We start from the raw sequence: 24,415 nt of genomic DNA on the forward strand, positions 1-24,415 counted from the left end.
CCTAAATAGGCGAAGCAAGATGCTAAAAAAATTAACGTTTTCAAATTTTATGGAGTTAAATTGTAAACAAAACGTTAAGCTGCATGGGAGTTACATAAGATTTACGACTCCCATCGAGAAATTCCTCATTACAGGTCAAAGACAGAAGTTCTCTTGGCATAAACCATATCTTTAAACTTGAGGAGAAAAGCGAGGGTAAGATAAATGGCAAAACCAAACCCGAAAGTGGCAAAAGAAAGATATATAAAGAACAAGCGTACATATTTTGCACGCATCCCAAGCTTATCGGCAAAGCGCGAAGAAACGTAGAAACCGTGTCTTTCAAAATAATGCCGAATGTTGTTTACGAATCGTAGCATACCTCAAAGATATTAAATTTGCTTCTCCCGATGCAATAATTTTACTCCCAAACTACATTGAACGCACCTATTCAGGCCACAGTAATTTTTCTTTAACTGAATTAAGGCCTGTGAATGTAAGGCATTGATGGCAGATTTGGGTCGCAGCGATTCAAATTTTCTAATGGTTTGATATTCCTCATTTTTCATCTCCGAAATCATTTGGAAGATCTCTTCATTATGATCTTCCCCCTGCATTTTTGCTTAACAAACTTAAGAAGGATGAGCGTGTTGATGATGATCAAATCAATATAACTTATGGTGAGCGGCTTTTTCTTAGGTTTATGTAGTTTCTGAAAAGTGTAATGATTTTCCCAGAATTCGGAAACCTCAACCTCAAAAAACCGGTAGAAATCTTTATTATTTTTGGCGTTTAATATTTCAGAAAATAATCCGGTTTTCCTGGTGTAAAGAGAAGTGAGTTGTGCCAGCCGGATATTGGGAAAATTATCGGGTCGTAAACGGACAAATTTTACAGCAGTAAATCCTTTCCCTGTTCAGTTTATACTTGTGCTTTACACAATCATATTCTGCCTGTAATTTCTGATAAGAACTCTCCTGTATTTCCTGATCCACCATTCCTGCCTGCCCCTTAAACAGCGCTTCCAGTCCTACTTTATTTTAATTTTCCTTACTACGGAAAATAGAATAGAATGAGCCAGGCTGTAAAAAGCCTCACCATTCACAGATGATCATCTTAAAAGGTACCTCTTCCCAGTTATGGAAGAAGCTTTCAGCATCTTAAAGACTACTGCAGATTTACTTTCAAGCCTTTCGAAATATAACCTTTTCAGCCAGTGATCCAGGTGGTAACTATCAGAAGAACCAAAATCATTTTCACATTTGATCCATTTTCCGGAAGGTTGTTTCATGAGCTCTCTGTATTGCATGAAAGTATGTTCTTCTACCAAATCCCCCAGCTCCAACACCGGAATTACAGAATTATCCTTTCGGAAAACATCGGCATCGTTGTTCCACACCACATGAAAAATTCCATTATCATAATTTGAATCTGTTTTATGGCCATGCACATACCAGTCTGAAGAATTAATATGGATCTCCACATTCCCCGCCCATAACTGCTAACAATTTTGAGCCTGGAATTAAAAAAATCGGGGCCGGAATGATTATTTAAAGTTCCAGAATCGACTATAGTCACAGGTAACCCTCAGGCAGTAAATGCTTCACTAAACCTGAACTTTTTAAATTGCCACACGTATTGGAGAAATTCTTCGTGCATCAAATAAAAATAGCACAAATACTTATACGATTCTATTTTTAAAATGTTAAAAATAAAAACCATTCTTATTCTCCCATACCCTGGAATTAACCTTTGGGATGTTAAATGTGGAAAGCGAGGGCTTATTGTTCTAATTTTCCGGCCACTTCCTCAATAAATTTCTCCACCCATAAGCCGTACATTTTGCCACTTGGATGAAGACCATCATCAGCAGTTAGATCCGGCTCTTCTTTTGCTCTTTTTGAAACAGGAGTAATATTGTAAAAATCTATATTATACTCTCCTGCGACTTTTTCAAAAATGGCATTAAACTCATCTATTTCCTTCGCGATCTCTTCCGCATTGGATGCTCCAAAAGGAGTCACTCCATAATCGGGAATACTTACCGCAAAAACCCCTTCTTCTCCCTCAACAGAAAAATGAATCGCCTGCCTAAAAATTTCGTTCAGATCCTGCTCGTAGGCATCGGGTGATTTCCCCTGATACTGGTTATTAACACCAATTAGTACCGAAACCAAATCGTATTGCTCCTCTCCCGTCAATTGTTCTTCCATTGCAGACAGAAGATTTTCGGTGGTCCATCCTGTCCTGGCAATAATTTGAGGATCCTGCATTTTATAACCTTTGCCCCTTAATTCCTCTGTTAATTTTACCGGCCAGCGGGAAGATTCTTCCACACTCTCTCCTATGGTATACGAATCTCCCAACGCCAGAAAACTTACTTCCTTTTGAACAGGTTCCAGTTCACCGGGCACACTCTTTAATTCAGAATTGCTGTTACATCCCATGAATACAAAAAACAATATACAAACAGCACCAAATTTTATCATTTTAATACAGATTTTAAAAACTAAAATAAGTCATTTCTTCCGAAGAAAATTATCAAGAGCTATTAACCTCATAGTTATAATTAAATCTTATATATAGAATCATTCCTCCGGGATCATTCAGTTTGCGTCATTTCCTGCTTCTCCTGCTGAGATATGGATTCTTAATGCATGGTTAAAAAAGAGTTCCCGACCCTTTAATTGATGGAAATTCAATATCTTTTTCTCCAGGCAAAAGTCCTGCAGCATAAGGAAAGGAGAAAATGAATGACGATGGAAAACAATAATAATCCCACTTCTGAAAATCGCGGCACTGGTAAATCTACTAAAGAAGAAATTCCGGTAAATGAGCATGACCAACTAGAACCGAAGCCGGAAAATGATCTTAAGGAAAAAAACGAATCAGGGTTTATGAAGATCTTGAAAAAGGTAGGGTTTTCTGTATGGCTCGGGGTAATGATCATAGGCGCCGGACTTGCTTTCATAGCCGCTTTATTCCTGTTATGAACCGAATCTTTATTTCCTTTGCTTTTTTTATAGTCGCTTTCCTGATCATACAATTCCACCAGTTTCTAAACATAAGCCTCCCAGACTGGATCCTTTTCTACGGAAAAGATTTCATCTGTTTACCCATTGTTCTCACTGTTTGTCTACTGGCAATGCAGTTCCTTAAAAAAGACCACTCCATTAGATTAGATCTTTTTACCGTTCTTTCAATGGCTGCTTTTTATGCTTTTTATTTTGAACTTTACTTACCCAAAGTTAAGGTACGTTACACTGCAGATTTTACAGATGTTGTAATGTATTTTCTTGGCGCCCTACTTTTCTATTTTCTGCAAGAAAAGCCTGAACAGAAGACAATTTCCTGAATTTTTTCCCATCCCATAACTCAAATTTTTAATCACAGTCGAGATTTTCATCCGGAAAAAAATTATAAAAAGAGGCTGTCTAAAAGGCACTTTTTACGTCAACCTGAACTTGTTTCAGAATGACGGTTATGATCGCTTTTAGACAGCCCCTCTTTGTGTTATTCTTATTTACACAAAGAAAGATTATTCAATATATCCCATTTTTCGCATCCACTCATCATTGAACATCTTACCTACATACCGACTTCCGTGGTCATGGAATAAAACAACCACCACATCATCCTTTTTAAACTGTTCTTTTAACTGAAGTAGACCTTTTATGGCTGCCCCGGCGCTGTTTCCCAAAAACATTCCTTCCTCTTTTGCCAGACGTTGTGTATAAACAGCAGCATCCTTATCAGTTACCTTCATAAAGCCGTCAATGACATCAAAATTTACATTTTTTGGAAGTATATCCTCTCCGATGCCTTCGGTTACATAAGGGTAGATTTCTTTTTCATCAAAAATCCCGGTTTCATGGTATTTTTTAAAAACAGATCCATAGGTGTCGATTCCCCACACCTTGATATCAGGATTCTGCTCTTTCAGATATTTCCCAACCCCAGAGATGGTTCCACCTGTTCCCACTCCTACCACAAAATGGGTTATTCTTCCATCAGTCTGTTTCCAGATTTCCGGTCCTGTAGATTCATAATGTGCTTTGGTATTAGAAAGGTTGTCATACTGATTCACATACCAGGAATTGGGTGTTTCTTCAGATAACCTTTTGGAAGTAGAATAGTAACTATTTGGATCATCGGGTGCCACATCTGTTGGGCACACGATCACTTCACTTCCCACAGCTTTCAGGATATCCATTTTCTCTTTGGACTGCTTGTCGGACATTACACAAACCATTTTATATCCTTTTACAATAGCAGCCAGGGCAAGTCCCATTCCCGTATTTCCGGATGTTCCTTCAATAATGGTTCCCCCCGGTTTTAAAAGTCCGGCAGCTTCAGCATCTTCGATCATTTTTACAGCCATCCGGTCCTTTGCCGAATTTCCGGGGTTGAAAGTTTCATATTTTGCAAGTACCAGCGCATCTACTTCTTCAGTCAATTTATTTATCTTCACTAAAGGAGTATTTCCGATCGTACCCAGTATGTTTTCAGCGTATTCCATATCAAAATTTTAAGGCTGCAAAGGTAAGAAAAAAAACCACTTTTGCCTTGCTCCTCTTCAGAAGCGTCGGCTAAGAAAGCAACCTAATCAAATTTCATGGCTTTTACAGGAGAGATCCTGGTTACAATATATGAAGGGAGCAACAGCATGAACATACACAGGACAAGAGTACCTACGTTAACAGCTAAAATATATTCCCAGCCAATATACACGGGAGCTTCTGTCACATAATAGGTTTCAGGATTCAAAGGAATCAGCTTAAAATATTTTTGAGCAAACAAAAGCCCCAGGCCTATTAAATTCCCCCAAAAAAGTCCTAACACAATGAGGTATCCGGCGTTGTAGAGAAATACTTTTCGAATACTCCAGTCGTTGGTTCCCAATGCTTTTAAAATTCCGATCATTTGCGTGCGCTCCAGGATAAGTACCAGTAAAGCAGTGATCATGTTAATTCCTGCCACAAGGATCATGATTCCTATAATTAGAGCGATATTAAAATCGAACAGAGAAAGCCATTCAAAAATGTTTGAATATTTCTGTTTTATCGTGCGTGTGTCCAGGAACGAGCTGGTGCTTTCATAAATTTCCTGCCCTTTTTGGTCTATCTCACTAAAATCATCAATAAACACCTCAAAACCACCCACTTCATCCTTTTCCCAGCCATTCAAACGCTGAATATGTCTTATATCTGCTACCAGATAGAGCTCATCGAATTCCTGAAATCCGGAATTATAAATGCCCTTTACCTCGAAAGCCACCAACCGGGTCCTTTCATAGTTTTCTTCCCGCAGGAAATACGTCACTACTTTATCCCCAACTTCAAAGCCAAGCCGGTTAGCCATATATTCAGAAATTAAAACTTCAGCATTCAGGGAACCCGAAAAATCGGGCAATTTACCCGCTACCAGAAAATCCTCAAAATAGCTCCAGTCATAATCTGTACCCACTCCTTTTACCACAATTCCTTCAAAATCTGTTGAAGTACGAATCACTCCGGCTTTATAAGCTGTAGCCTGCACATGTCGTACGCCGTCCACAGTAGTAAACTCGGGATAAAAGTCCTGGTGAATAGATACAGGACGAATGGAAACCTCAGAATTATTATTATCGTAACTGGTAATAGCGATATGGCCGGTAAAAGCAGACATTTTTTCCCGTATCTTTTCCTGCAAACCTATACCGGTAGCAAAGGATACCAGCATCATAATCACCCCAATAGCTATTGCAATAATGGCTATTTTTATTATTGGAGCCGAAATGCTACTTTTGTGCTGTTTAGCACCAATTAAACGTTTAGCAATAAAAAATTCCAGATTCAAGAGTAGCCTATGATTTTTAAATTATTCAAAAGTACATTAATATTCGTATTAATTGCCACAGTTTCCTGCGGAAACAATATGGGAAATGAAAACACAAGGGCTATGGCCCAGGAGGCTGCTCCAAAAGCTGAACAATCTCAAAACATTACACTAGGCGTGCAACGTACCGAAAAGTACCTGCCACTTCTGGAAGGAAAAAATGTTGCGGTGGTTGGCAATCAAACAAGCGTTATAAACAGAAACTCCGATGCTCAGGACAACCAGATCCATCTTGTAGATTCTTTATTATCTTCCGAAGTGAATGTAGTAAAGGTATTTGCACCCGAACACGGATTTCGTGGAACTGCCGATGCCGGCGAGGTGATAAAGGATGGAAAAGACCTTAAAACTGGACTCCCAATTGTTTCCCTGTACGGAAGCAACAAAAAACCATCTGCAGAACAGCTGAAGGATATCGATGTGCTGATATTTGATATTCAGGATGTGGGCACGAGATTCTACACGTACATCTCTACCCTACATTATGTTATGGAAGCCAGTGCCGAAAATGATATTCCTATCATTGTTATGGACAGGCCAAATCCAAACGGACACTACATTGACGGACCTATTCTTGAAAGTGAACATACTAGCTTTGTTGGGATGCATAGAATTCCAATTGTGCATGGCCTCACCATTGCAGAATATGCAAAAATGGTAAATGGAGAACAATTTCTTTCAGATGGAATTCAGGCAGATCTTACGCTGATTGAGATGGAAAATTACAATCATGAGATGCCTTATGATCTACCAATAAAGCCCTCTCCAAATTTACCCAATGCCACATCCATCAATTTGTATCCAAGTTTATGCTTCTTTGAAGGCACCAATGTAAATGCCGGCCGTGGAACTTCCAACCAGTTCCAGGTTTTTGGATCTCCTTATCTTGACAAGAAAGTATTTGATTTCTCTTATGTTCCAGAATCTAATGAGGGCGCAAAACAACCCAAACACCTCGGAAAAGAATGTTACGGAAGAAATCTTACAGATTCTGAAAAGTTAGATAAAATAAACCTGGAATGGCTTATCGAAGCTTACCAGAACACCTCAGAAAAAGATGCATTTTTCAATGCTTTTTTTACAAAACTAGCCGGGACCACGAAGCTTCAGGAACAAATAGAAGTGGGGATGTCTGCCGAAGAGATCAGGGAAACTTGGAAAGAAGGACTTGAAGATTATGCAGCAGTACGGGAGAAGTATTTGATGTATGAATAAAAATGTCTTAGTAGAAACGCCTAGTAGGGCGTTTCTACTTCACAGGAACCCTCCTTCTCATTTCTTCCACAATATTAAAAGCTGCGGGACAAATTGCTACATTTTTTAAAGTCAGGTTGGAAATTTTATGGAAATCCTTGCGGTTGGTGTGGGGGAATTCCGCACAGGCTTTTGGACGCACCTCGTATATACTGCAATAATTATCGGCTCCTAAAAAGGTGCAGGGCACTTCCTGAAGCACGTAATCATTGTCTTCATCAATCCTTAAGTATTGCTCGATAAACTGCTGGGGCTTAAGCCGGAAGTGTTTGGAAATCCTTTCAATATCTTTATTGGTAAATAAAGGGCCGGTTGTTTTACAGCAATTGGCACATTTAAGGCAATCGGTTCTTTCGAACTCCTCCTCATGCATTTCCTGCATTTCCCGGTCCAGATGCCTGGGCGGCTTCTTTTTAAGCTTTGAAAAAAACTTTTTATGTTCCTTATGCCTATCTTTGGCCCGCTGCGGGAGCCCATCTATTTCTTCCTGCATGCCGCAAAGATAAAAATAACAAGCGCGTGAACAACGATAAAACCAATCCGGATATCTTCGGAAATGCCATGAAAGCTTATTTTATGAATGGGAATGAGGAAGAGATCATAGTACACTCCCCCGATTTTGATGACGATGTTATTCCGGTTCCTTATTTATTCCGGAAATATAAGGAAATGCCTCCACTGGAAAAAAAGGCCATGGATGGATGCTACGGAAAGGTTCTGGACGTAGGTTGCGGCGCCGGAAGTCATTCCTTATACCTTCAGGAGAAACGAAAACTGGAAGTTACAGCCATAGACACTTCTGCAGGTGCGATAGAAATCTGCAGCTTAAGAGGAATTAAAGATGCACGAAAAATTGCATTTGAAGATCTTTCCGGAGAAAAATATGATACTGTCCTCCTGTTAATGAACGGTACCGGAATCGTGGGTCGTTTAAACAGACTTGATGATTTTTTCAGAAGACTTAAAGATCTACTGCTCCCAAAAGGACAGGTTCTTATAGATTCTTCTGACCTCAGTTATCTTTTTGATCCAGACGAAGACGGCGGCATCTGGGTAGATGCAGCCAACGGATATTACGGAGAACTGCAATATAAACTGAGCTATGGGAATGAATCTTCTGAAACTTTTGAGTGGTTGTACCTGGATTTTAATTCCTTATATTTAGCCGCTTCTAAGAACAACTTTAACTGTGAGCTGGTGAAAGAAGGAGAACATTATGATTATTTGGCCAAACTCACTCTCATTCCATAAGCAATGACAAAGCATTTTTTAAAGCTCCTTTTTGCATTCATTTTAGTTATAACGGTCTCGGGCTGTACAAAAGACAGTGATGAAAACCTTCATAACTCCAGCAACAATCTTAATCTTGGAGTTTCCTCCAATGATCTTTTAAGTGACGAAAAATACACCTCTTTAAAGCTAGAAGTTGCTTACGTTAAAGACTATGAACCTTCTCCATCTACTTTAAACAACATTAAATCTTTTTTAGAAGAGCACATTAATAAGCCCAACGGAATATCTTTGGTGACCAAAGAAATACAATCCACCGGTAGTGGGCCTTTTTCTATAGAACAGGTAAAGAAAATTGAAGACGAAACCCGAACTTCTTTTAATTCAGGAAATAAAATTTCAGTTTACCTCCTTTTCCTGAACGGGAAAAGTGATTCTCAAAAAGACAACAAATTAATCCTGGGAACGGCCTACAAAAACACTTCCATGGTAATTTACGGGGAAACCATCCACAGACTTTCAGAAACTTCGGGAATTTCCAAAAGTGAAATCGAGAGCACTACCATCATGCATGAATTCGGACATCTTTTCGGACTCGTAGATAACGGTTCCCCGGCACAATCTGATCATGAGGATACCGAAAGCAAATCTCATTGCAATGTCCCCAGCTGCCTAATGGTGGCCACCGTAGAATTTGGACACGGAACTTTGAAAATGATTGAAAAAGGCCAGGCAATAGGTTTTGATGAGAGCTGCAGGCATGACCTTAGAGCGAATGGCGGAAAATAAGAAAAGCCGTTTAAAAATTTATTTGAACCTGAAACTCCCAATGCTTCGGGACAGAATGACATTAATATTCACTTTTCAAACAGCTTCGCTTTACTCTAGTATACCTTCTTTCCTCCTAAATATGTTTCAAGGACTTTGATCCCGGGAATCTGTTCTTCGGGGACTTCCATAATATTTTGGTCAAGAATAATAAAATCGGCAAACTTACCGGCTTCTATACTCCCTTTTTCACCCTCTTCGAAATTGCTGTAAGCTGCCCAGATAGTCATTCCGCGTAAGGTTTCTTCCCGCGATAGCGCCTGTTCTTTCATGTATCCATCTTCAGGATAATTGTCGGTATCTTTTCTGGCAACCGCTGCGTAAAAAGTCATAAACGGACTCACCTCTTCCACCGGAAAATCGGTTCCTAAAGCAATGATCCCAGCCTGGTCCAGTAGTTTTTTATAGGCGTAGGCTCCTTTTTCCCGCTCCTCTCCCAACCGGTCGACCGCCCAGTACATATCACTGGTGGCATGGGTAGGCTGCACAGAAGGAATAATATTTTTACTGAAATAAGAGAAATCCTCCTCATCAATGATCTGGGAATGTTCCACTTTCCAGCGCCGGTCGCCCTCGTTTCCAATTAGAGAATCATAGGTTTTCAGCACCACTACATTGGCAGAGTCTCCAATTGCATGTGTATTCATTTGGTATTCTGAAGCAGCTATACGTGCTGCTGTTTTTTTAAAATCTTCTACTGAAGACAAAAGTGCGCCGTAATGATTATGACGATCTGAGTATGGTTCCTTCAAAGCGGCTCCCCTGGAACCCAGGGCACCGTCCCCGTAGAATTTTACCGATCGTACATTGAGCTTTTCTGTCTTGTATGGTTTTCGATCCAGATAGTAATCCAGGTTCTCATTGGTGTTACTAATCATGGCATAGATCCTAATTTCAAGATTACCGTTTTGATGAAGGCTGTCAATAAGGTCAATCGTTTCCCGATCAATACCGGCATCGTTAATTGTAGTTAGTCCATTTTTAAATGCTATTTTCTGAGCATCCAACAGGGCCGTTACCTGTTCTTCGATGGTTGGCTCCGGAACAACATTGTTGATCAGGTCCATTGGGTTATCAATCAGAATTCCGGTCAGTTTTCCGTTTTTAACCTCTATGTCACCACCTTCTACAGGGTTTTCAGCAGTGATATTTGCAGCATCCAACGCTGCCTGATTGGCCAGCAGTGCATGACCGTCAATCCTGGTAATGGCCACAGGAGTATCGGGAAAAAGCACATCCAGGGTATCCTTCACAGGAAATTCTTTAACTTCCCAGTCATTTTGATCCCAGCCACGGCCGGTAATGAAATCGGCATTTTTCTCTTCCTGGAATTTTATGATCCTTTCCACCACCTCATCAAAACTGGTAGTTCCGGTAAGATCTACTGTTTGCAGTTGTATTCCATACATGTAAAAATGCGCGTGAGCATCTATAAACCCGGGAACAACAGCTTTTCCTTCGGCATCTACTGTTCGCAGGACATTATATTTTTCCTGAAGTTCTTCACTACTTCCAACAGCTATAAATCTACCTTCATCAACCGCAAAGGCTTCAGCAGTAGAAAAACCATCGTCTACCGTATAGACTTTGGCATTTACCACAAGAAGGTCAATTTCATCTTTCCCATTGTCACAGGAAGAGAACAAGATTCCGAAGAAAAATATAAATAATAGTTTTTTCATTATTGTTTTTATTAAGAAGTAAAAATAAAAAATGCGCCCTAAATACAAGGCGCATTTCAAATATATCATGAATTTGGCATTAGAACCAGCTTGTTACAGTATTTACAATTGTAGATCTAATCTCACGGTTTGCGCCTGCAGCAAGGGCTATAGAAACAAACAGACCAATCATAGCGTAGGCGAAATCACGGAAGATCATTTTCCCGGCTCTCTTACGGTGTTTTTTACCTTTCTTGGTTCTGGCAAGACTTACGGCTATTTCACGTCCCCCTATGACCCCAAGGAAAACCCAGGTGGTACTCATAGGAACGGTACTGATGAATAATTTGTAGATAAGCAGAATCACGTAGGTTGCATCGATCAAAGTTGCTGCCCGGACATCGGATATTCTGGCTTTTTCACTTACTACTTCCTGAATCTTGTCACCCCTTAAGTAAAACAACAGCCCCAACCCTATAAAAATAGTAAGAGCAAAAATGATGAACTGAAAAAGGTCCAACTGCCTTGGCAGGAATACCGCAATGTTGGCACCATCCTGCATCACCCAAACTCCCCAAAGGGTACCACTCACTACCCATTGAACTATGTTCCAACTCTGGTTAAATTTCCGGCTTTTGAAGTATTTTTTAATCAGGTTATAAGAAAAATACCATACCAGGAAAGAAAGTATAAAGGCCATGATATAACCTGTCCAACTCTTCCAAACCACAGAAGTAATCCCGGAGGTATCGGCACTAAAAACACTTAAAATAAGGAAGGTAGTGGATACCGGCATCTTCATACGGGTAAGGATCAACAACACCAGCGGCGCTATGATCTGGAAAAAGCTGAAATTCTCGGGGTGCGGATATTTCGTAGTTCCATCGGGATTGAGTAAACGCTGATAGGTCACATCCCCATCATAGTAAAACCAACTCCAGGTGACTACGGAGAGGAAAATGAAGCCGATAAACAACCACATGACCCACCATTTCTTAGTTTTATTACTTTCAATAAAAGTTCCCAAAGACTGGATACTGTCATTAGCTACCGTAGCGTAGGCAGCAAAAAAGAAACCGAGCCACATTCCTGCCTGCCCATATCCCGTTAACACTCCTGCCAACACCAGTCCTATGATAACGATCGCGAGGAAAGTTTTCTCCTGAACCATAAAATCCAGGACATTCAAATAAGGCCTGTTTCTTTTTGTACGTTTAAACTTCTTGGTTTTTGCCATTTAAATTATATGTAAAAATGAATAAGCGTTCATCAGATAACGAGATTTTCTGGCCTCATTTCCGGGGTGCAATATTAAAAACTAATCGTATGAATTCTAAAATCTAATGTTGTGTAATTGTTAAGTTACCTTTAAATCAATATTTCCCGAAGTTAGCCAAAAATGAAGAAATCGTAAAACTTACTACTCCTAGTATAATTTTTCCTAAAAGCCATAAAAAAAAGCTGTTTAAAAACTGAATTTATGATCTTAAAGTGCTTCAACACAAGCGCCAAAAATAACATAAAAAGTTCTTAAACAGCCTGTACTTTTTACAGTACTTAATTTATTTTAAAAATCAAATTTATAGGTTATTCCACCCATTACCTGTAAGCCAAGTACCGGGAAATCCATCCATCGTTCGTAATTATTGCCTAATAAATTATTTCCCCTTACAAATGCAGAAAGCTGCTCATTAAAGCGGTAACCAAGGTTGACATTAAGATCCGCATAGCTGTCGAGACTCACTACCCTGGAGTTGATTGTAAGTTCTGTTGAATTAGTAGAAAAATAATCTTTTCGCTCCCCTACAATGAATAAATTCGTTCCTGCATACAATTTTTCGGTAATCTGGAAATCTCCAAGTAAAGAAACTTTAAAATCGGGCAGGTTCCAGGCTTCTCCTTCTTCATCGGTATCATATATGAAATATTCTCCGTTAAGACCTAAAGTTACATTCCTGTTTACCTCAACGTTCAATTCCCCGTAACCGGAAATCGTGTTGACCCTGTCATATACTACCTCGAATGAATTTCCGTAGCTGTACTCTTCCAAATTATTTTCACTTACATCTACAGGATTGCTTCTGAAAAGCGGTTTGTAATCCTCCGTTTTATATTTGGCGCGAACATTATATCCTACAGAATTGGTAAGTTTTCCTTTACCTCCAAAATACAGATCGTACTGCTGATCTGTCGGCTGAATCTCCAGAGTTGGAGAGATAAAAGGATTCTCCTGCGCAAACTGATAGTAGGTGTTTTGCCTAAGTTCTCCCTCTAATCCTGCATACGCCACCAGATATTCCCCGGCAAGCCTATAGCTGGCAGTTACCTGCGGATATAAATAGACTCCGCTGTCACTGTTCTCCAAATCCTGACTGTAATACACTGCGGCTCCAAGATTAAGAGTAAGGTCATCCCGAAGCACTACCAGGCTGGAGCTAAGTCCCAAATTTAAAAATCCGTAGTTGATTCCTTCTTCCGTTAGGAAGTTTCGGTCAAAGCTACCTCCCACATAATCCAGGATGAGGTTAGTATGGAACAGCTCGCCTCCAATAGGGATCTCCAGCTCTGGTTTTACTGTTAAATGATGTTCTGCTGTGCTGTAGGAGTCTCCTGTGAACCGGTATTTGGCTTCTGCGCTGTCGAAGAAAGAATCATCGAAATTAAGCTCTCCTCCTACATACACGCTAAAATAATTTTGCTGAGGATCTGAAGGCGCTTCAGTACGATAACCCTCAGGAACTCCATACCAGTTAAAAAGCCTGTGCTCTGCTCCAAAATCAGTATTCCAAGACATATTTCTCTTCCTTGAAGTATAATTAAGGTCCAATTCGGTATCATAGTATTTATCGTCGAAGTTCACTTCTTCAATTCCTCCCTGCGATGAATTGTGAGCAAAGAAAATTCCGAAATTATCGGTTCTGTTTACCTCTAGATTGCTGTAGAATTCTGCCAGTAAACTGGTGTAACTTCCGGCAGCAAAGGTGGCATAATTATCATAGATCTCTACAGGCCGCTCCCGTTCCACATTCGTAGCACGTCCTTTAGCGGGCGCAAAAGTTGAAGCTACCGGAACAGAAAAGATGCTGTACTGCACCTGTTTTTTCTCAAGGTTTATAGAATCTGCTATAGAAGGGGTTTCCCTTACTTTAAAAGCATCGTTTACACTTGGGGTATATGGTTTAACAACCTCGACTGTCTCGCTGCCCAGATCCTGCGAAAAAACAGCTCCTGTGATTAAAAACAGCATGATGAATACACTATTCCTTATTGAAATATTTTGCATATGGCCAGACTTAAGTTTTTTTTATAGATAATTAGTTATTGGGTTGTACAGAAGCATTGGTTTTTGCTTCTTCCGCTTTGATTCGTGCCAGTTCTTTTCTCGCCTGCTCTACTTCACCCGGGAAATTGGAGAAATTCTTTATCACATTTTCCAGGATGTAAGTAGCCTGATAAGAATCTCCTAACTGATAAAAGTTCTTGGCCATTACCTGCAGCCCTTTGACCCCGTATAATTTGTAACTGGAATATTCTTTCGTTAGCTTTTGAATTACCTCATTGGAAGCCTGATAATTTCCTGCTTTGTTTTTGAAATAGGCATCGTAATAAAGTGCTTCTGCCGCCAGTTCTCCTGTTGCAGTTTTCTGAATTTCTGCATAAGCTTCTTTGGCTTTTGCTTCATTGCCCGATTGCATGGCTACTCTTGCAATGATTACCTGTGCATCATTTTTCACTTTACTATCTATCCCCGGATTTTGTAACACCTGCTGCGCATATTGCTCTGCCTTGCTGAAATTCTCAAGTTCAAGATGAGACTTCATCAGGTTGGAAAGTGCAAAAATCTTGTTTTGAGAATTTTCAGCTTCATTGGCCAATCTTTCAAGTACCGGAAGCGCATCATCATATCTTCTGTTTTCAAGATAGATCTGCGATAAACTAGCCAACGCCTGCTCGGTAAACTCGGTACGTTCCTTGTTGATCACAAATTGATAATGTGGAATAGCATCCTGCTTCCTGTCATTCCTGAAGTATAACTGAGCGAGGTAGAAATTACTTTTCACCGCATGAATTCCATTCGGAAAAGAAGAAAGGTACTTTTCAAATCCGCGCATTGCCTGCTCGTTATTGTTCTGTAAATACTGGTTTTCGGCAGCTTCATAAGTGGTGTTATCAAGATCTGCATCGGTTACTTCCACAAAATCAATATCCTTCACCCAGGTAGCATATTCATCTGTCCTTTCAAGATCAATGTAAATAAGTCGGGCGGTTTGAACTCCCTGAACAGCTTCAGGAGAATTGGGATATTCACTTACCACTCTTTTCAATTTCTCAAGAGCATTGTTCCCCTGGTCATTGTTGTAATAGATCAATCCCTGTTTCAGTAAAGCTTTTGGTACATAAGAACTTCCTGGAACATCACGAATAAGCCTGTCATAGGCATTAACCCCTTCAGAAGTATTGTTCATCGCCACATAAGTATTCCCTAATTCATACAACGCATCATCACGATACGAAGAGCGCGGGAAACTTCGGGCAAATTGATTAAGCGCATCAATTTTGGTGTCATTTCTATCTACAAATCCATAGCTTATTGCTTTTTGGAAAGCTGCATAATCACTGTCTGCCCCTCCCATTTCCACTGCTTTATTATAAGCTTCCATGGCAGGCCAGTAGCTGCTGTTCACGAAATGGCTATCCCCCAATCTCACATATGCGTCATTGCGACGAGTTTTATCATTGGCCGTTTTTTCTGCATACCTTTTAAAATATTCGATGGCGCGGTTATAATCGCGTTGTTTAAAATAGGCATACCCAATATTGTAATCGAGATTTTCTCTTTCAGAAACACCCTGTGCCCCGCTCATTCCGGAAAATTCACGGTAGCCGATCAATGCTTCCTGATGTTTATTGAGATTGAAATCACTTTCTGCTTTCCAGAAAGTTGCAAGTGCGGTGAATTTAGGATCACGACGTTCACTCAACGACCTTTCAAACATTTCATTTGCCCCCCGGAAATCTCCTTCCTCAAACAATTCAAGTCCGCGGTAAAAAGCCACTTTTTGATATACTACATTATTCTGGAAATCGCGGTTCCCCTGAAGCAAACGCATTGCCTCTTCAAAGTTTCGGGAAGTAATAAAGGAATCGATCAAAAGATCCTGAATCTCATCTTTTGCAGGCGAATCAGGATATTCTTCCAAATACCCCATCAATACCTGCGGCACGCTTTCATAGCTGTTCCCAATTTCGTAGCTCAGTTTCGCATAATTTAAAGAAGCATCTGCCTTAATTTCCTCATTAAAATCCATTTCACCGGCATTTTTGAAGGCATTGAGAGCCTGCTGTTTTTTATCGGTCTTTAAATAGGATTGAGCTAAATGGTAATATGCATTCTGGGCTACTGCATCATTTCCTTCAATTATTTTATTAAATTCTGAAATGGCATTTTCGAAATCTCCCTGCTGAAAATAGGCATAACCCAATTGATAATAATCGGTATTGTCCCATTTCCCACGTTGCCCGTTATATTCTTTCAGGTAAGGAATGGCTTTTTCGTATTCCCCTAAGTTGAAATAACTTTCTCCAATAATCTTATTCAATTCTGATCGCTCCAAACGGTTTGCCCGTGGCAGTTGTTCCAAAGCAGAATCTATAGCATTCTGGAAATTTCCATTTCTGAAGTTCATGTCACTTTCGAAGTAAGACAGGTCTTCCTGATATCTTGTGTCGCCTTTCACTTCCTCAAAAAGCTCATTAGCTTCTTCATAATTATCACCTTCATATGCCATGAATCCCAGATAATAGGTAGCCTGTGATCCGTATTCCTTAGAATCCTGAACCCGGCTTAAATAATTTCTGGCTTCATCGTACTGGTTGGCCTTGAAATAAGCATATCCGTTATTGAAGTAAAACTGCCGGATTTCTTTCCGGCTTAAATTGCTTTGATCTACCCTTTCATACCACCTCCGGGCAAGGGAATAATTTCCGTTATCAAAATAGTAATTCGCCACATCAGAAAAGGCCGAATTTCTTTTGGTACTGGTGGGGTAACGTTCCACAAAGTCTTCCATTAACTGGTCTGCACCCTGTTGCTTAAGCCGTATGGCTGCATTTGCAATATAATAAGCTGCGTCTGCTTCGATCTTTTCATCCTTTGCCTCGTCTTTTACTTTTTCAAACAATCTTTGAGAAGCCAAATACTGGCGATTGTTATAAAGTTCAAGCGCACGGTTATAATCTACCAGTTCATTGGTATGAATAGCAGATTGTTGTGGAAAAACCGAAACGGATAAAAAGAGAAAAACAACAAAAAAGAAAGTTTTGCTATGTATCATTCGTAGTTTTAAAATTTGTTGATGATTCAAAGATAAAAGAAACTCTCTCTTAAAACGTCTCTCCCGCTGAATATATTATACGGAACAGTAAAATGAGGAAACGCGCAGGATTAACGGCAGAAATTTATTCTGTAAGAATGGCAACACAACATATTATATTTACGTTCACTTTCTTACTTTTACCTCACAAAAAAATATCTTCATGTCTCAAACGGTTTTAAGATTAAAAGACGCTGCAATTTACCAGAGAGAGAGCCTCATTCTTTCTGAAGTCAATATTGAAATCAAAAAAGGGGAATTTGTTTATCTCATCGGAAAAACCGGAACCGGTAAAAGTAGCTTCATGAAAACCCTCTACGGAGACCTTCCATTGACTGAAGGTGAAGGGAGCATTGTGGATTACGATCTACGCTCACTGAAAGAAAAAGAAATTCCGTTTTTACGCCGGAAGCTGGGGGTGGTATTTCAGGATTTCAAACTGCTCAACGACCGGAATGTAAGGGACAACCTGCTTTTCGTCCTTAAAGCTACCGGGTGGAAAGACAAACAGGCCATGGACAACAGGATAGAAGAAGTCCTTGGAAAAGTGGGAATGAAGACCAAAGGATTTAAGAATCCATATCAACTATCGGGTGGGGAACAGCAGCGCATCGCCATTGCCCGCGCCCTGCTCAATGACCCTGAATTGATCCTGGCAGATGAGCCTACCGGAAACCTGGATCCACAGACGTCTGTGGAAGTCATGGAAGTCCTGCAGGCCATCAGCAACAACGGAAACACTATTCTTATGGCCACGCACGATTATGCACTGCTTCTGAAGTATCCTTCAAAAACCCTTAAATGCGACGGACAAAAAGTATTTGAGGTGGTACAGAAAAATGTATGATCTCAATTTCTAAAGAAGAAAAAAGTAAAAAACTGACTTTGAATAAACAGATGCTGAAATAAATTCAGCATGAAAAACGGTTTGAAGATTCCCAAACCTTCACTTAAAAAATACTGAAACAGTAGATCTTTTCTAACATAAAACCCATTCGAATAAAAATATTTTCGTGTTCTTATAAATAATCAGAGGTCTAATTTCTAATTTTTCACCTCCTCCCTGGCAGGTTCATCTTTTCGGTTAATGAACAGGTAATAGGCATTTATTAAAACTATTGCAGCGTTAGTAACTGCCACCGGCCAGGCATCCAGTAAAAATCCGTAGGCGACGAAAAGAATACATCCAAGGCTGTTAATGTACCTTAGGGTGGTGATGTTTCTCATCATAAAGGAGAGCAGCAGAAAAAAAGAAGCTGCATATCCAATCCATTCAACATAAGATATTCCGAATAGTTCCATAAAGATCAATTATAAATTATTTCAAAAAAAAAGCTGTCAAAAATTGCATCTTTGTCCCGTATGAACACTTTGCAAATCTTTGACAGCCTAATTTATATAATTACTTCTAAAAATTTGTACTTTTTAAACAGTACTTCGTTTTTACATGATCTTATTCCTTTTACGGTCGTTTTCTGTAAGGTAGATTTTTCTTAGACGTAGGAAGTTTGGTGTTACCTCAACATATTCATCTTTCTGAATATATTCCAAAGCCTCTTCAAGAGAGAATTTTATTGCAGGAACGATCTTCGCTTTATCATCTGCTCCAGAAGAACGTACGTTAGAAAGCTTTTTGGTTTTGGTAATGTTCACTACCATATCATCCTGACGTGAATTCTCTCCAATCACCTGACCTTCGTAGATATCCTCTCCCGGATCTACAAAAAACTTACCTCTATCCTGTAGTTTATCGATAGAATAAGGAATAGCTTTCCCTTTTTCCATAGAAACCAAAGAACCGTTCTGGCGCTCGGGGATTCCACCTTTTAAAGGCTGGTATTCTTTGAAACGGTGAGCCATAATAGCCTCACCTGCAGTCGCTGTAAGCAACTGGTTACGTAAACCAATAATTCCGCGGGAAGGGATCATGAACTGAATAGTCATTCTGTCTCCTTTTCCTTCCATGCTAAGCATCTCCCCTTTTCTCATGGTCACCATCTCAACCGCTTTTCCTGAAACATCTTCCGGAAGGTCAATGGTCAATTCTTCAATCGGCTCACATTTTACTCCGTCAATTTCTCTAATGATAACCTGTGGCTGTCCAATCTGCATTTCATAGCCTTCTCTTCTCATCGTTTCGATCAATACCGAAAGGTGCAATACACCACGACCAAAAACAAGAAATTTATCTGCACTGTCAGTTTCGTTTACACGAAGTGCCAGGTTTTTTTCAAGTTCTTTCATCAGGCGGTCTTTTATGTGCCTTGAAGTCACGAATTTTCCGTCTTTTCCGAAGAAAGGGGAATCGTTAATAGTGAACAACATACTCATGGTAGGTTCATCTATCGCAATAGTCTTTAATCCTTCTGGATTTTCAATATCGGCAACAGTATCTCCAATCTCAAAACCTTCCAATCCCACGATCGCACAAATATCTCCTGCCTGTACTTCTTCAATTTTTCTTCTTCCCAGACCTTCAAAAGTATGAAGTTCCTTTATTTTTGTTTTTTTGATGCTTCCGTCACGTTTTACAAGTGCAACCTGCATTCCTTCTTTCAAAATCCCTCGTTGAAGACGCCCAATAGCGATCCTTCCGGTAAAGGAAGAAAAGTCAAGGGATGTGATCAACATTTGAGGAGATCCTTCTTCGATTTTTGGCGCAGGAATATGTGCTATTACCATATCAAGCAATGGCTCAATATTTTTGGTTTCGTTTCTCCAGTCATCGCTCATCCAGTTGTTCTTTGCAGAACCATAAACGGTTGGGAAATCCAATTGCCACTCTTCAGCACCAAGTTCGAACATAAGGTCAAAGACCTTTTCGTGAACTTCTTCGGGAGTACAATTCTCCTTGTCCACTTTATTTATTACAACACAAGGCTTCAATCCAAGATCGATCGCTTTTTGCAGTACGAACCTTGTTTGAGGCATTGGGCCTTCAAAGGCATCTACCAAAAGTAAAACCCCGTCTGCCATATTCAATACCCGCTCTACTTCCCCACCAAAATCGGCGTGACCAGGAGTATCGATAATATTAATTTTTGTGTCTTTGTAAACAACCGAAACGTTTTTGGAGGTGATGGTAATTCCACGTTCCCGCTCCAGGTCGTTGTTATCAAGGATAAGATCCCCGGTATTTTCGTTTTCCCTGAAAAGTTGACAATGGTACATAATTTTATCTACCAGAGTAGTTTTTCCGTGGTCAACGTGTGCGATAATCGCAATGTTTTTAATAGATGTCATATAAACGCCTGATTTTTAAGGCTGCAAAGGTACGTTTATTTTTTTCGAAAAAAACAGCCTCATGCTGAATTCTTTTCAATTTATTATTCAACATACAATTTTGACTATCAGTTAATTATCTTGTTGCAAACCTTAACTCTTTTAAAACCAATAAACTTAGGTGGTCTCCTGCCTTATATTGTTTTTCTTAGATGTCAATAAGAATAAAGAACTGCAAAATCTGAATAGCTGTTCATTTTAAATAAAAACCCACAGAATTTAAAGCAGAGAATCGGCAGAAATTGTAAAAAAAGTATCTTTGTTCTAAATTTTGTACTATGAACTTGAAAAATATTCCACAGTTAAAACATACAGATTCCAACAACTTTTTCCTGCTAGCAGGACCCTGCGCCATTGAAGGTGAAGACATGGCCCTGCGCATTGCCGAAAGAGTGGTGGAGATTACCGACAAACTGGAAATTCCCTACATTTTCAAAGGCTCCTTTAAAAAAGCAAACAGAAGCCGCATTGACAGCTTCAGCGGGATTGGTGATGAAAAAGCCTTAAAAATCCTTCGGAAGGTTTCTGAAAATTTTCAAATTCCTACCGTAACAGACATCCATGAAGTAAGCGACGCAAAATTAGCTGCAGAATATGTGGATGTACTGCAAATTCCGGCGTTCTTAGTGCGTCAAACAGATTTGGTGGTGGCCGCTGCTGAAACCGGAAAAGTAGTGAATCTCAAAAAAGGTCAGTTTATGAGTCCGGAGAGTATGAAACATGCGGTCCGGAAGGTGGAAGAATGCAACAATGAGCAGGTGATGGTTACTGACCGCGGAACAATGTTCGGGTATCAGGATATGATCGTGGATTTCAGGGGAATTCCTACAATGAGAGAATTTGCACCGACTGTTCTGGACGTGACCCACTCACTACAGCAGCCCAATCAAAGCAGCGGAGTAACTGGAGGCCGGCCCGATATGATCGAGACCATCGCCCGCGCCGGAATTGCCACAGGAGCAGACGGAATTTTCATTGAAACCCACTTTGATCTTTCAGTAGCAAAAAGTGATGCAGCAAATATGCTGGACCTAAAATATCTTGAAAGATTACTGACGAATTTAACCGCCATCAGAAAGACGATTAACTCGTTTTAAGTATATATTGTCAAATATAAAAAGAACTCACAGGTTTTTAAAATTTGTGCGTTCTCATCAAAAAGAAACCCCGACATTCTACAATGCCGGGGTTATTTTTATTGTGAAAGTTTCTTCAGTAATTTACCCACACTTGGAGTAACCACAGCTTTTGCATTCAAGACATCCTTCAGAGAAATGGATTCCTTCAGGATCTCCACATTCCTCACATTTTTTATCGGCTGCGGGTGTTCCGTTGGGAACAAACTGCTTCAAAGCACGAACCACACCGGCCTTCCAGGTGTTGATGTTTTCATCCAGAAGGTTCAGGTTGTTGATCAAATCTACAACGTAAGGTATCGGCATTCCGTGGCGAAGCACTCCAGAAATCAGCTTAGCATAGTTCCAGTATTCTTCGTTAAAGGATCTTGAAAGTCCTTCTATCGTCACTTTATATCCGTGTTTATCACTAAACTGGAAATCGTAACGTGACCTTCCATCTTCATCCTTATTTTTAAGCACCCATCCATCGGCTACCCAGTTTGGAAGATTGAATACGTCTTCCATCTTTCCGGTAAAGATTTCGTAAGGACGGTTGTGCAATAGTCCAACAACAGCAATCCATCTTTCTTTTTCGTTATTGAAACGAACAATTTTAGCTTCCAGTTTCTTCGGACGCTTCGGAGCAAAAGTTTCAGCAAAAACAGATTCCTGAATAGCTTCTTTCTTCTCTTTTTTATCTTTTTTATCATCAGAAGAAACAAGGATTCCGCTACGTGATCCATCACGATAAACAGTAATTCCTTTTAGACCCTGTCTCCATGATTCAATGTAAATATCACTCACTTTCTCCTCACTCACATCACTCGCTAAATTGATGGTGGAACTGATGGAGTGGGTAGTATATTTCTGAACAAGGGCCTGCATTTCTACCCTTTTTTGCCAGTTAATTTCTGAAGCTGTTGCGCCTGCATACGGGCTTTCTTCAATAGCTTCTTTTCCGGCGGCTGCCATCCAGGTTTTAACTTTTGGATGGTATACTGTGAATTCTTCAAAAGCATCTCCCGTATCATCGACAAATGCCACTTTTGCATTCTTTTCTGATGGATTTACTTTTCTTCTTCTCTTGTAAGCAAGCATAAAAACCGGCTCAATTCCCGAGGAAGTTTGTGCAAGCATACTTAAACTTCCTGTTGGAGCTACTGTACTTATGGAAATGTTCCTTCTCCCGTGCTGCATCATTCTACCGTAGATCTCCGGAAATTCATTCTTCAGCATTTGCACAAAATCAGATTTTTCTTCAATGGCAGGATCAAAAACTTTAAAAGGCTCACGGGTGATCGCCATATCGATACTACTGTCAAACTCACCTTTCAGTTTAGTTTGCATGATCTTATCGATTTCGGTCAAAGCTTCATCGGTGTCAAGCTTGATTCCCAAAGCAGCAACAGCATCGGCAAGGGCTGTGAAACCTAAACCTGTACGTCTTCCGTTCTTACCATTTTCAGCAAGTAATTTCCAGGTATCAATTTCATTCTGTTTGATAAAATCGGGTTCCTTATCATTGGAGATTTTAGCAAGGATACGCTCTACTGCTTCCAGTTCGAGGTCTACTAAATCATCCATTAAACGCTGGGTTTCATAGATCACTTTATAGAATTTCTCGTGGTTGAACGTAGCATTTTCGGTAAAAGGCTCATCCACAAAACTGTAAAGGTTTACCGCAATCAATCGGCAGGAATCTCCTCCTTGCATGGCAATTTCTGAACAAGGGTTTGTTGAACTGTTTTTGAATCCCGGGTAAAAAGAAGATGTTGAATACGTATGCTGCTTATCCCAGAAGATCAAGCCAGGTTCGGCTGTATTGTGTGCACATCTAATTACCGTTTCCCATAGTTCTTTTGCACGAACGGTTTTAGTGTATTTTGGCTCCGGACTTTCAATTGGCCAGCGAAGTGTAAAGTCTGAATCCTCAACAACAGCCTTCATAAATTCATCTGAAAGTCGTACAGAAATATTAGCTCCGGTTACCTTTTTAAGATCCTGTTTTACAGTGATGAAATCCTCCACATCGGGATGAGCAATATCAATAGTAAGCATTAAGGCACCTCTTCTTCCATTCTGGGCAACTTCACGGGTGGTGTTAGAGAAGCGGTCCATAAAGGAAACGGCTCCGGTTGTAGTTCCCGCAGCATTGGAAACCAACGCATCTTTTGGACGCAACCCAGACAGGTCCACTCCTACCCCACAACGTCTTTTGAACAGCTGCACCAGTTGTTGATCTGTATAAAGGATTCCGCCGTAAGAATCGTGCACTGGTGGAACCACCACACAATTGGAAAGGGATGCAATCATTTGTTCATTCCCAAGAGCGGCCATGACACTTCCCTGCGGAATGCTGTATTTAAAGTCTTTGAAAAGTTCAAAAATGCGCTCCTCGGTTAAAGGTTCCCTGGTTCGTCCATATCCCGAAAGGTTTTCTATTCCCGAAGATCTGTCGGAGTATTTTGCTTCCACTCTGGCAAATTCTTTTGCCATTCTATGGTGCATATCGTTGGGCGTCAATTCAAGGTAATTACCTTCCCGGTCCTTGATCGCGTATTTATTGATCCAGGTGGTGGCAGCAAGTTCGTCATTATTGAAGTATTTTAAAGATTCCTTCAACACTTCATCATAGGTATACGTCTGGGTACTAAATAGTTCTTCAACCATGGCAGCTAATTATTTTATTTAAAGAAAGAAATGTAAAGTTATTTGAATAGTTGATTTTTCAACAGCCAATTGGGAAGTTGTTATCAACTACTCACTGTTGAAAAAATTATTAAAGAAAGTTGTGAAATTGGCACCTTCAGAT

22 protein-coding genes are annotated in these 24,415 nt (G+C 40.0%); 7 read left to right on the forward strand and 15 right to left on the reverse strand.

Going from position 1 to position 24,415, the window contains the following annotated elements; all coding sequences use genetic code 11:
• Positions 1-128: 128 nt before the first annotated feature.
• From IE056_RS11105 to IE056_RS11125, 5 genes are all read right to left on the reverse strand, one after another.
• Positions 129-359, reverse strand: a complete 231-nt coding sequence (locus IE056_RS11105; protein WP_189604785.1) for a PspC domain-containing protein — start codon at positions 357-359, stop codon at positions 129-131.
• A 197-nt stretch (positions 360-556) separates the two neighbouring features.
• Positions 557-835 carry a DUF2851 family protein gene (locus IE056_RS18795; RefSeq protein ID WP_189604842.1) on the reverse strand — a complete coding sequence of 93 codons (279 nt, stop codon included), beginning with the start codon at positions 833-835 and terminating at the stop codon, positions 557-559.
• 10 nt (positions 836-845) lie between these two features.
• Complete coding sequence (locus tag IE056_RS18800; RefSeq protein ID WP_189604786.1) at positions 846-977, reverse strand: hypothetical protein; 132 nt, start codon at positions 975-977, stop codon at positions 846-848.
• A gap of 113 nt (positions 978-1,090) precedes the next feature.
• Positions 1,091-1,462: a DUF2851 family protein gene (locus IE056_RS18625; protein ID WP_189604787.1), complete on the reverse strand. Its 372-nt coding sequence runs from the start codon at positions 1,460-1,462 to the stop codon at positions 1,091-1,093.
• A 298-nt stretch (positions 1,463-1,760) separates the two neighbouring features.
• Positions 1,761-2,468 (reverse strand): SGNH/GDSL hydrolase family protein, encoded by a 708-nt coding sequence (locus tag IE056_RS11125; protein ID WP_229793736.1) that lies wholly within the window; start codon positions 2,466-2,468, stop codon positions 1,761-1,763.
• A 270-nt stretch (positions 2,469-2,738) separates the two neighbouring features.
• Between IE056_RS11125 and IE056_RS11130 the strand changes: the two genes are divergently transcribed.
• Together IE056_RS11130 and IE056_RS11135 are read left to right on the forward strand one after the other, a co-directional pair.
• A complete protein-coding gene (locus IE056_RS11130; RefSeq protein WP_189604788.1) occupies positions 2,739-2,972 on the forward strand; it encodes a hypothetical protein in 234 nt (77 codons plus the stop codon).
• Positions 2,969-3,334 (forward strand): hypothetical protein, encoded by a 366-nt coding sequence (locus tag IE056_RS11135; protein ID WP_189604789.1) that lies wholly within the window; start codon positions 2,969-2,971, stop codon positions 3,332-3,334. Before IE056_RS11130 ends, IE056_RS11135 begins: the two co-directional genes overlap by 4 nt.
• A gap of 183 nt (positions 3,335-3,517) precedes the next feature.
• Here IE056_RS11135 and IE056_RS11140 read toward each other — a convergent pair whose 3' ends face one another.
• Both IE056_RS11140 and IE056_RS11145 read right to left on the reverse strand, forming a co-directional pair.
• Positions 3,518-4,498 (reverse strand): PLP-dependent cysteine synthase family protein, encoded by a 981-nt coding sequence (locus IE056_RS11140; protein WP_189604790.1) that lies wholly within the window; start codon positions 4,496-4,498, stop codon positions 3,518-3,520.
• A gap of 83 nt (positions 4,499-4,581) precedes the next feature.
• The gene (locus tag IE056_RS11145; protein ID WP_189604791.1) at positions 4,582-5,817 is read right to left on the reverse strand and encodes an ABC transporter permease; all 1,236 of its coding nucleotides are present in this window, start codon (positions 5,815-5,817) and stop codon (positions 4,582-4,584) included.
• Between the two features lie 9 nt (positions 5,818-5,826).
• Here IE056_RS11145 and IE056_RS11150 point away from each other — a divergent pair, with 9 nt between their 5' ends.
• Positions 5,827-7,071, forward strand: a complete 1,245-nt coding sequence (locus IE056_RS11150) for an exo-beta-N-acetylmuramidase NamZ family protein (RefSeq protein WP_189604792.1) — start codon at positions 5,827-5,829, stop codon at positions 7,069-7,071.
• Positions 7,072-7,105: 34 nt separating this feature from the next.
• Here the strand turns inward: IE056_RS11150 and IE056_RS11155 are convergent, their stop codons facing one another.
• Positions 7,106-7,603, reverse strand: a complete 498-nt coding sequence (locus IE056_RS11155; protein WP_189604793.1) for a YkgJ family cysteine cluster protein — start codon at positions 7,601-7,603, stop codon at positions 7,106-7,108.
• Between the two features lie 68 nt (positions 7,604-7,671).
• Between IE056_RS11155 and IE056_RS11160 the strand changes: the two genes are divergently transcribed.
• Both IE056_RS11160 and IE056_RS11165 read left to right on the forward strand, forming a co-directional pair.
• A complete protein-coding gene (locus IE056_RS11160; RefSeq protein WP_189604844.1) occupies positions 7,672-8,361 on the forward strand; it encodes a class I SAM-dependent methyltransferase in 690 nt (229 codons plus the stop codon).
• Between the two features lie 3 nt (positions 8,362-8,364).
• Complete coding sequence (locus IE056_RS11165; protein WP_189604794.1) at positions 8,365-9,129, forward strand: hypothetical protein; 765 nt, start codon at positions 8,365-8,367, stop codon at positions 9,127-9,129.
• A 95-nt stretch (positions 9,130-9,224) separates the two neighbouring features.
• On the opposite strand, the gene IE056_RS11170 is transcribed toward IE056_RS11165, so the two are convergent.
• The 4 genes from IE056_RS11170 to IE056_RS11185 form a co-directional block, all read right to left on the reverse strand.
• Positions 9,225-10,850: an amidohydrolase gene (locus tag IE056_RS11170; protein ID WP_189604795.1), complete on the reverse strand. Its 1,626-nt coding sequence runs from the start codon at positions 10,848-10,850 to the stop codon at positions 9,225-9,227.
• A gap of 79 nt (positions 10,851-10,929) precedes the next feature.
• On the reverse strand, positions 10,930-12,066 hold the full coding sequence (locus IE056_RS11175; RefSeq protein WP_189604796.1) for a hypothetical protein: 1,137 nt from the start codon (positions 12,064-12,066) through the stop codon (positions 10,930-10,932).
• 330 nt (positions 12,067-12,396) lie between these two features.
• On the reverse strand, positions 12,397-14,112 hold the full coding sequence (locus IE056_RS11180) for a porin family protein (protein ID WP_189604797.1): 1,716 nt from the start codon (positions 14,110-14,112) through the stop codon (positions 12,397-12,399).
• Positions 14,113-14,143: 31 nt separating this feature from the next.
• Positions 14,144-17,164, reverse strand: coding sequence for a tetratricopeptide repeat protein (locus IE056_RS11185; protein WP_189604798.1), 3,021 nt, complete (start codon positions 17,162-17,164; stop codon positions 14,144-14,146).
• A 202-nt stretch (positions 17,165-17,366) separates the two neighbouring features.
• Between IE056_RS11185 and IE056_RS11190 the strand changes: the two genes are divergently transcribed.
• A complete protein-coding gene (locus tag IE056_RS11190) occupies positions 17,367-18,050 on the forward strand; it encodes a cell division ATP-binding protein FtsE (protein ID WP_189604799.1) in 684 nt (227 codons plus the stop codon).
• A gap of 197 nt (positions 18,051-18,247) precedes the next feature.
• Here IE056_RS11190 and IE056_RS11195 read toward each other — a convergent pair whose 3' ends face one another.
• Together IE056_RS11195 and typA are read right to left on the reverse strand one after the other, a co-directional pair.
• Positions 18,248-18,505 carry a YgjV family protein gene (locus IE056_RS11195; RefSeq protein WP_189604800.1) on the reverse strand — a complete coding sequence of 86 codons (258 nt, stop codon included), beginning with the start codon at positions 18,503-18,505 and terminating at the stop codon, positions 18,248-18,250.
• A 141-nt stretch (positions 18,506-18,646) separates the two neighbouring features.
• Positions 18,647-20,446 carry a translational GTPase TypA gene (gene typA, locus IE056_RS11200; protein ID WP_189604801.1) on the reverse strand — a complete coding sequence of 600 codons (1,800 nt, stop codon included), beginning with the start codon at positions 20,444-20,446 and terminating at the stop codon, positions 18,647-18,649.
• A gap of 317 nt (positions 20,447-20,763) precedes the next feature.
• Here typA and kdsA point away from each other — a divergent pair, with 317 nt between their 5' ends.
• On the forward strand, positions 20,764-21,582 hold the full coding sequence (gene kdsA / locus IE056_RS11205; RefSeq protein WP_189604802.1) for a 3-deoxy-8-phosphooctulonate synthase: 819 nt from the start codon (positions 20,764-20,766) through the stop codon (positions 21,580-21,582).
• 123 nt (positions 21,583-21,705) lie between these two features.
• On the opposite strand, the gene IE056_RS11210 is transcribed toward kdsA, so the two are convergent.
• Complete coding sequence (locus IE056_RS11210) at positions 21,706-24,273, reverse strand: adenosylcobalamin-dependent ribonucleoside-diphosphate reductase (RefSeq protein ID WP_189604803.1); 2,568 nt, start codon at positions 24,271-24,273, stop codon at positions 21,706-21,708.
• Between the last annotated feature and the right edge of the window lie 142 nt (positions 24,274-24,415).

The organism is Salinimicrobium marinum (assembly GCF_014651535.1).
GTDB classification, from domain to species: Bacteria; Bacteroidota; Bacteroidia; order Flavobacteriales; family Flavobacteriaceae; genus Salinimicrobium; species Salinimicrobium marinum.

Bases quoted from the DNA above. Each gene is read 5' to 3' on its own strand.
- IE056_RS18800 (WP_189604786.1), bottom strand. From the start codon at position 977: ATGGTGGATCAGGAAATACAGGAGAGTTCTTATCAGAAATTACAGGCA.
- kdsA (WP_189604802.1), top strand. From the start codon at position 20,764: ATGAACTTGAAAAATATTCCACAGTTAAAACATACAGATTCCAACAAC.
- IE056_RS11210 (WP_189604803.1), bottom strand. From the start codon at position 24,273: ATGGTTGAAGAACTATTTAGTACCCAGACGTATACCTATGATGAAGTG.
- IE056_RS11150 (WP_189604792.1), top strand. From the start codon at position 5,827: ATGATTTTTAAATTATTCAAAAGTACATTAATATTCGTATTAATTGCC.
- IE056_RS11125 (WP_229793736.1), bottom strand. From the start codon at position 2,468: ATGATAAAATTTGGTGCTGTTTGTATATTGTTTTTTGTATTCATGGGA.
- IE056_RS11195 (WP_189604800.1), bottom strand. From the start codon at position 18,505: ATGGAACTATTCGGAATATCTTATGTTGAATGGATTGGATATGCAGCT.
- IE056_RS11175 (WP_189604796.1), bottom strand. From the start codon at position 12,066: ATGGCAAAAACCAAGAAGTTTAAACGTACAAAAAGAAACAGGCCTTAT.
- IE056_RS11160 (WP_189604844.1), top strand. From the start codon at position 7,672: ATGAAAGCTTATTTTATGAATGGGAATGAGGAAGAGATCATAGTACAC.
- IE056_RS11190 (WP_189604799.1), top strand. From the start codon at position 17,367: ATGTCTCAAACGGTTTTAAGATTAAAAGACGCTGCAATTTACCAGAGA.
- typA (WP_189604801.1), bottom strand. From the start codon at position 20,446: ATGACATCTATTAAAAACATTGCGATTATCGCACACGTTGACCACGGA.
- IE056_RS11185 (WP_189604798.1), bottom strand. From the start codon at position 17,164: ATGATACATAGCAAAACTTTCTTTTTTGTTGTTTTTCTCTTTTTATCC.
- IE056_RS11170 (WP_189604795.1), bottom strand. From the start codon at position 10,850: ATGAAAAAACTATTATTTATATTTTTCTTCGGAATCTTGTTCTCTTCC.
- IE056_RS11130 (WP_189604788.1), top strand. From the start codon at position 2,739: ATGGAAAACAATAATAATCCCACTTCTGAAAATCGCGGCACTGGTAAA.
- IE056_RS11135 (WP_189604789.1), top strand. From the start codon at position 2,969: ATGAACCGAATCTTTATTTCCTTTGCTTTTTTTATAGTCGCTTTCCTG.
- IE056_RS11155 (WP_189604793.1), bottom strand. From the start codon at position 7,603: ATGCAGGAAGAAATAGATGGGCTCCCGCAGCGGGCCAAAGATAGGCAT.
- IE056_RS11165 (WP_189604794.1), top strand. From the start codon at position 8,365: ATGACAAAGCATTTTTTAAAGCTCCTTTTTGCATTCATTTTAGTTATA.
- IE056_RS11180 (WP_189604797.1), bottom strand. From the start codon at position 14,112: ATGCAAAATATTTCAATAAGGAATAGTGTATTCATCATGCTGTTTTTA.
- IE056_RS11105 (WP_189604785.1), bottom strand. From the start codon at position 359: ATGCTACGATTCGTAAACAACATTCGGCATTATTTTGAAAGACACGGT.
- IE056_RS11140 (WP_189604790.1), bottom strand. From the start codon at position 4,498: ATGGAATACGCTGAAAACATACTGGGTACGATCGGAAATACTCCTTTA.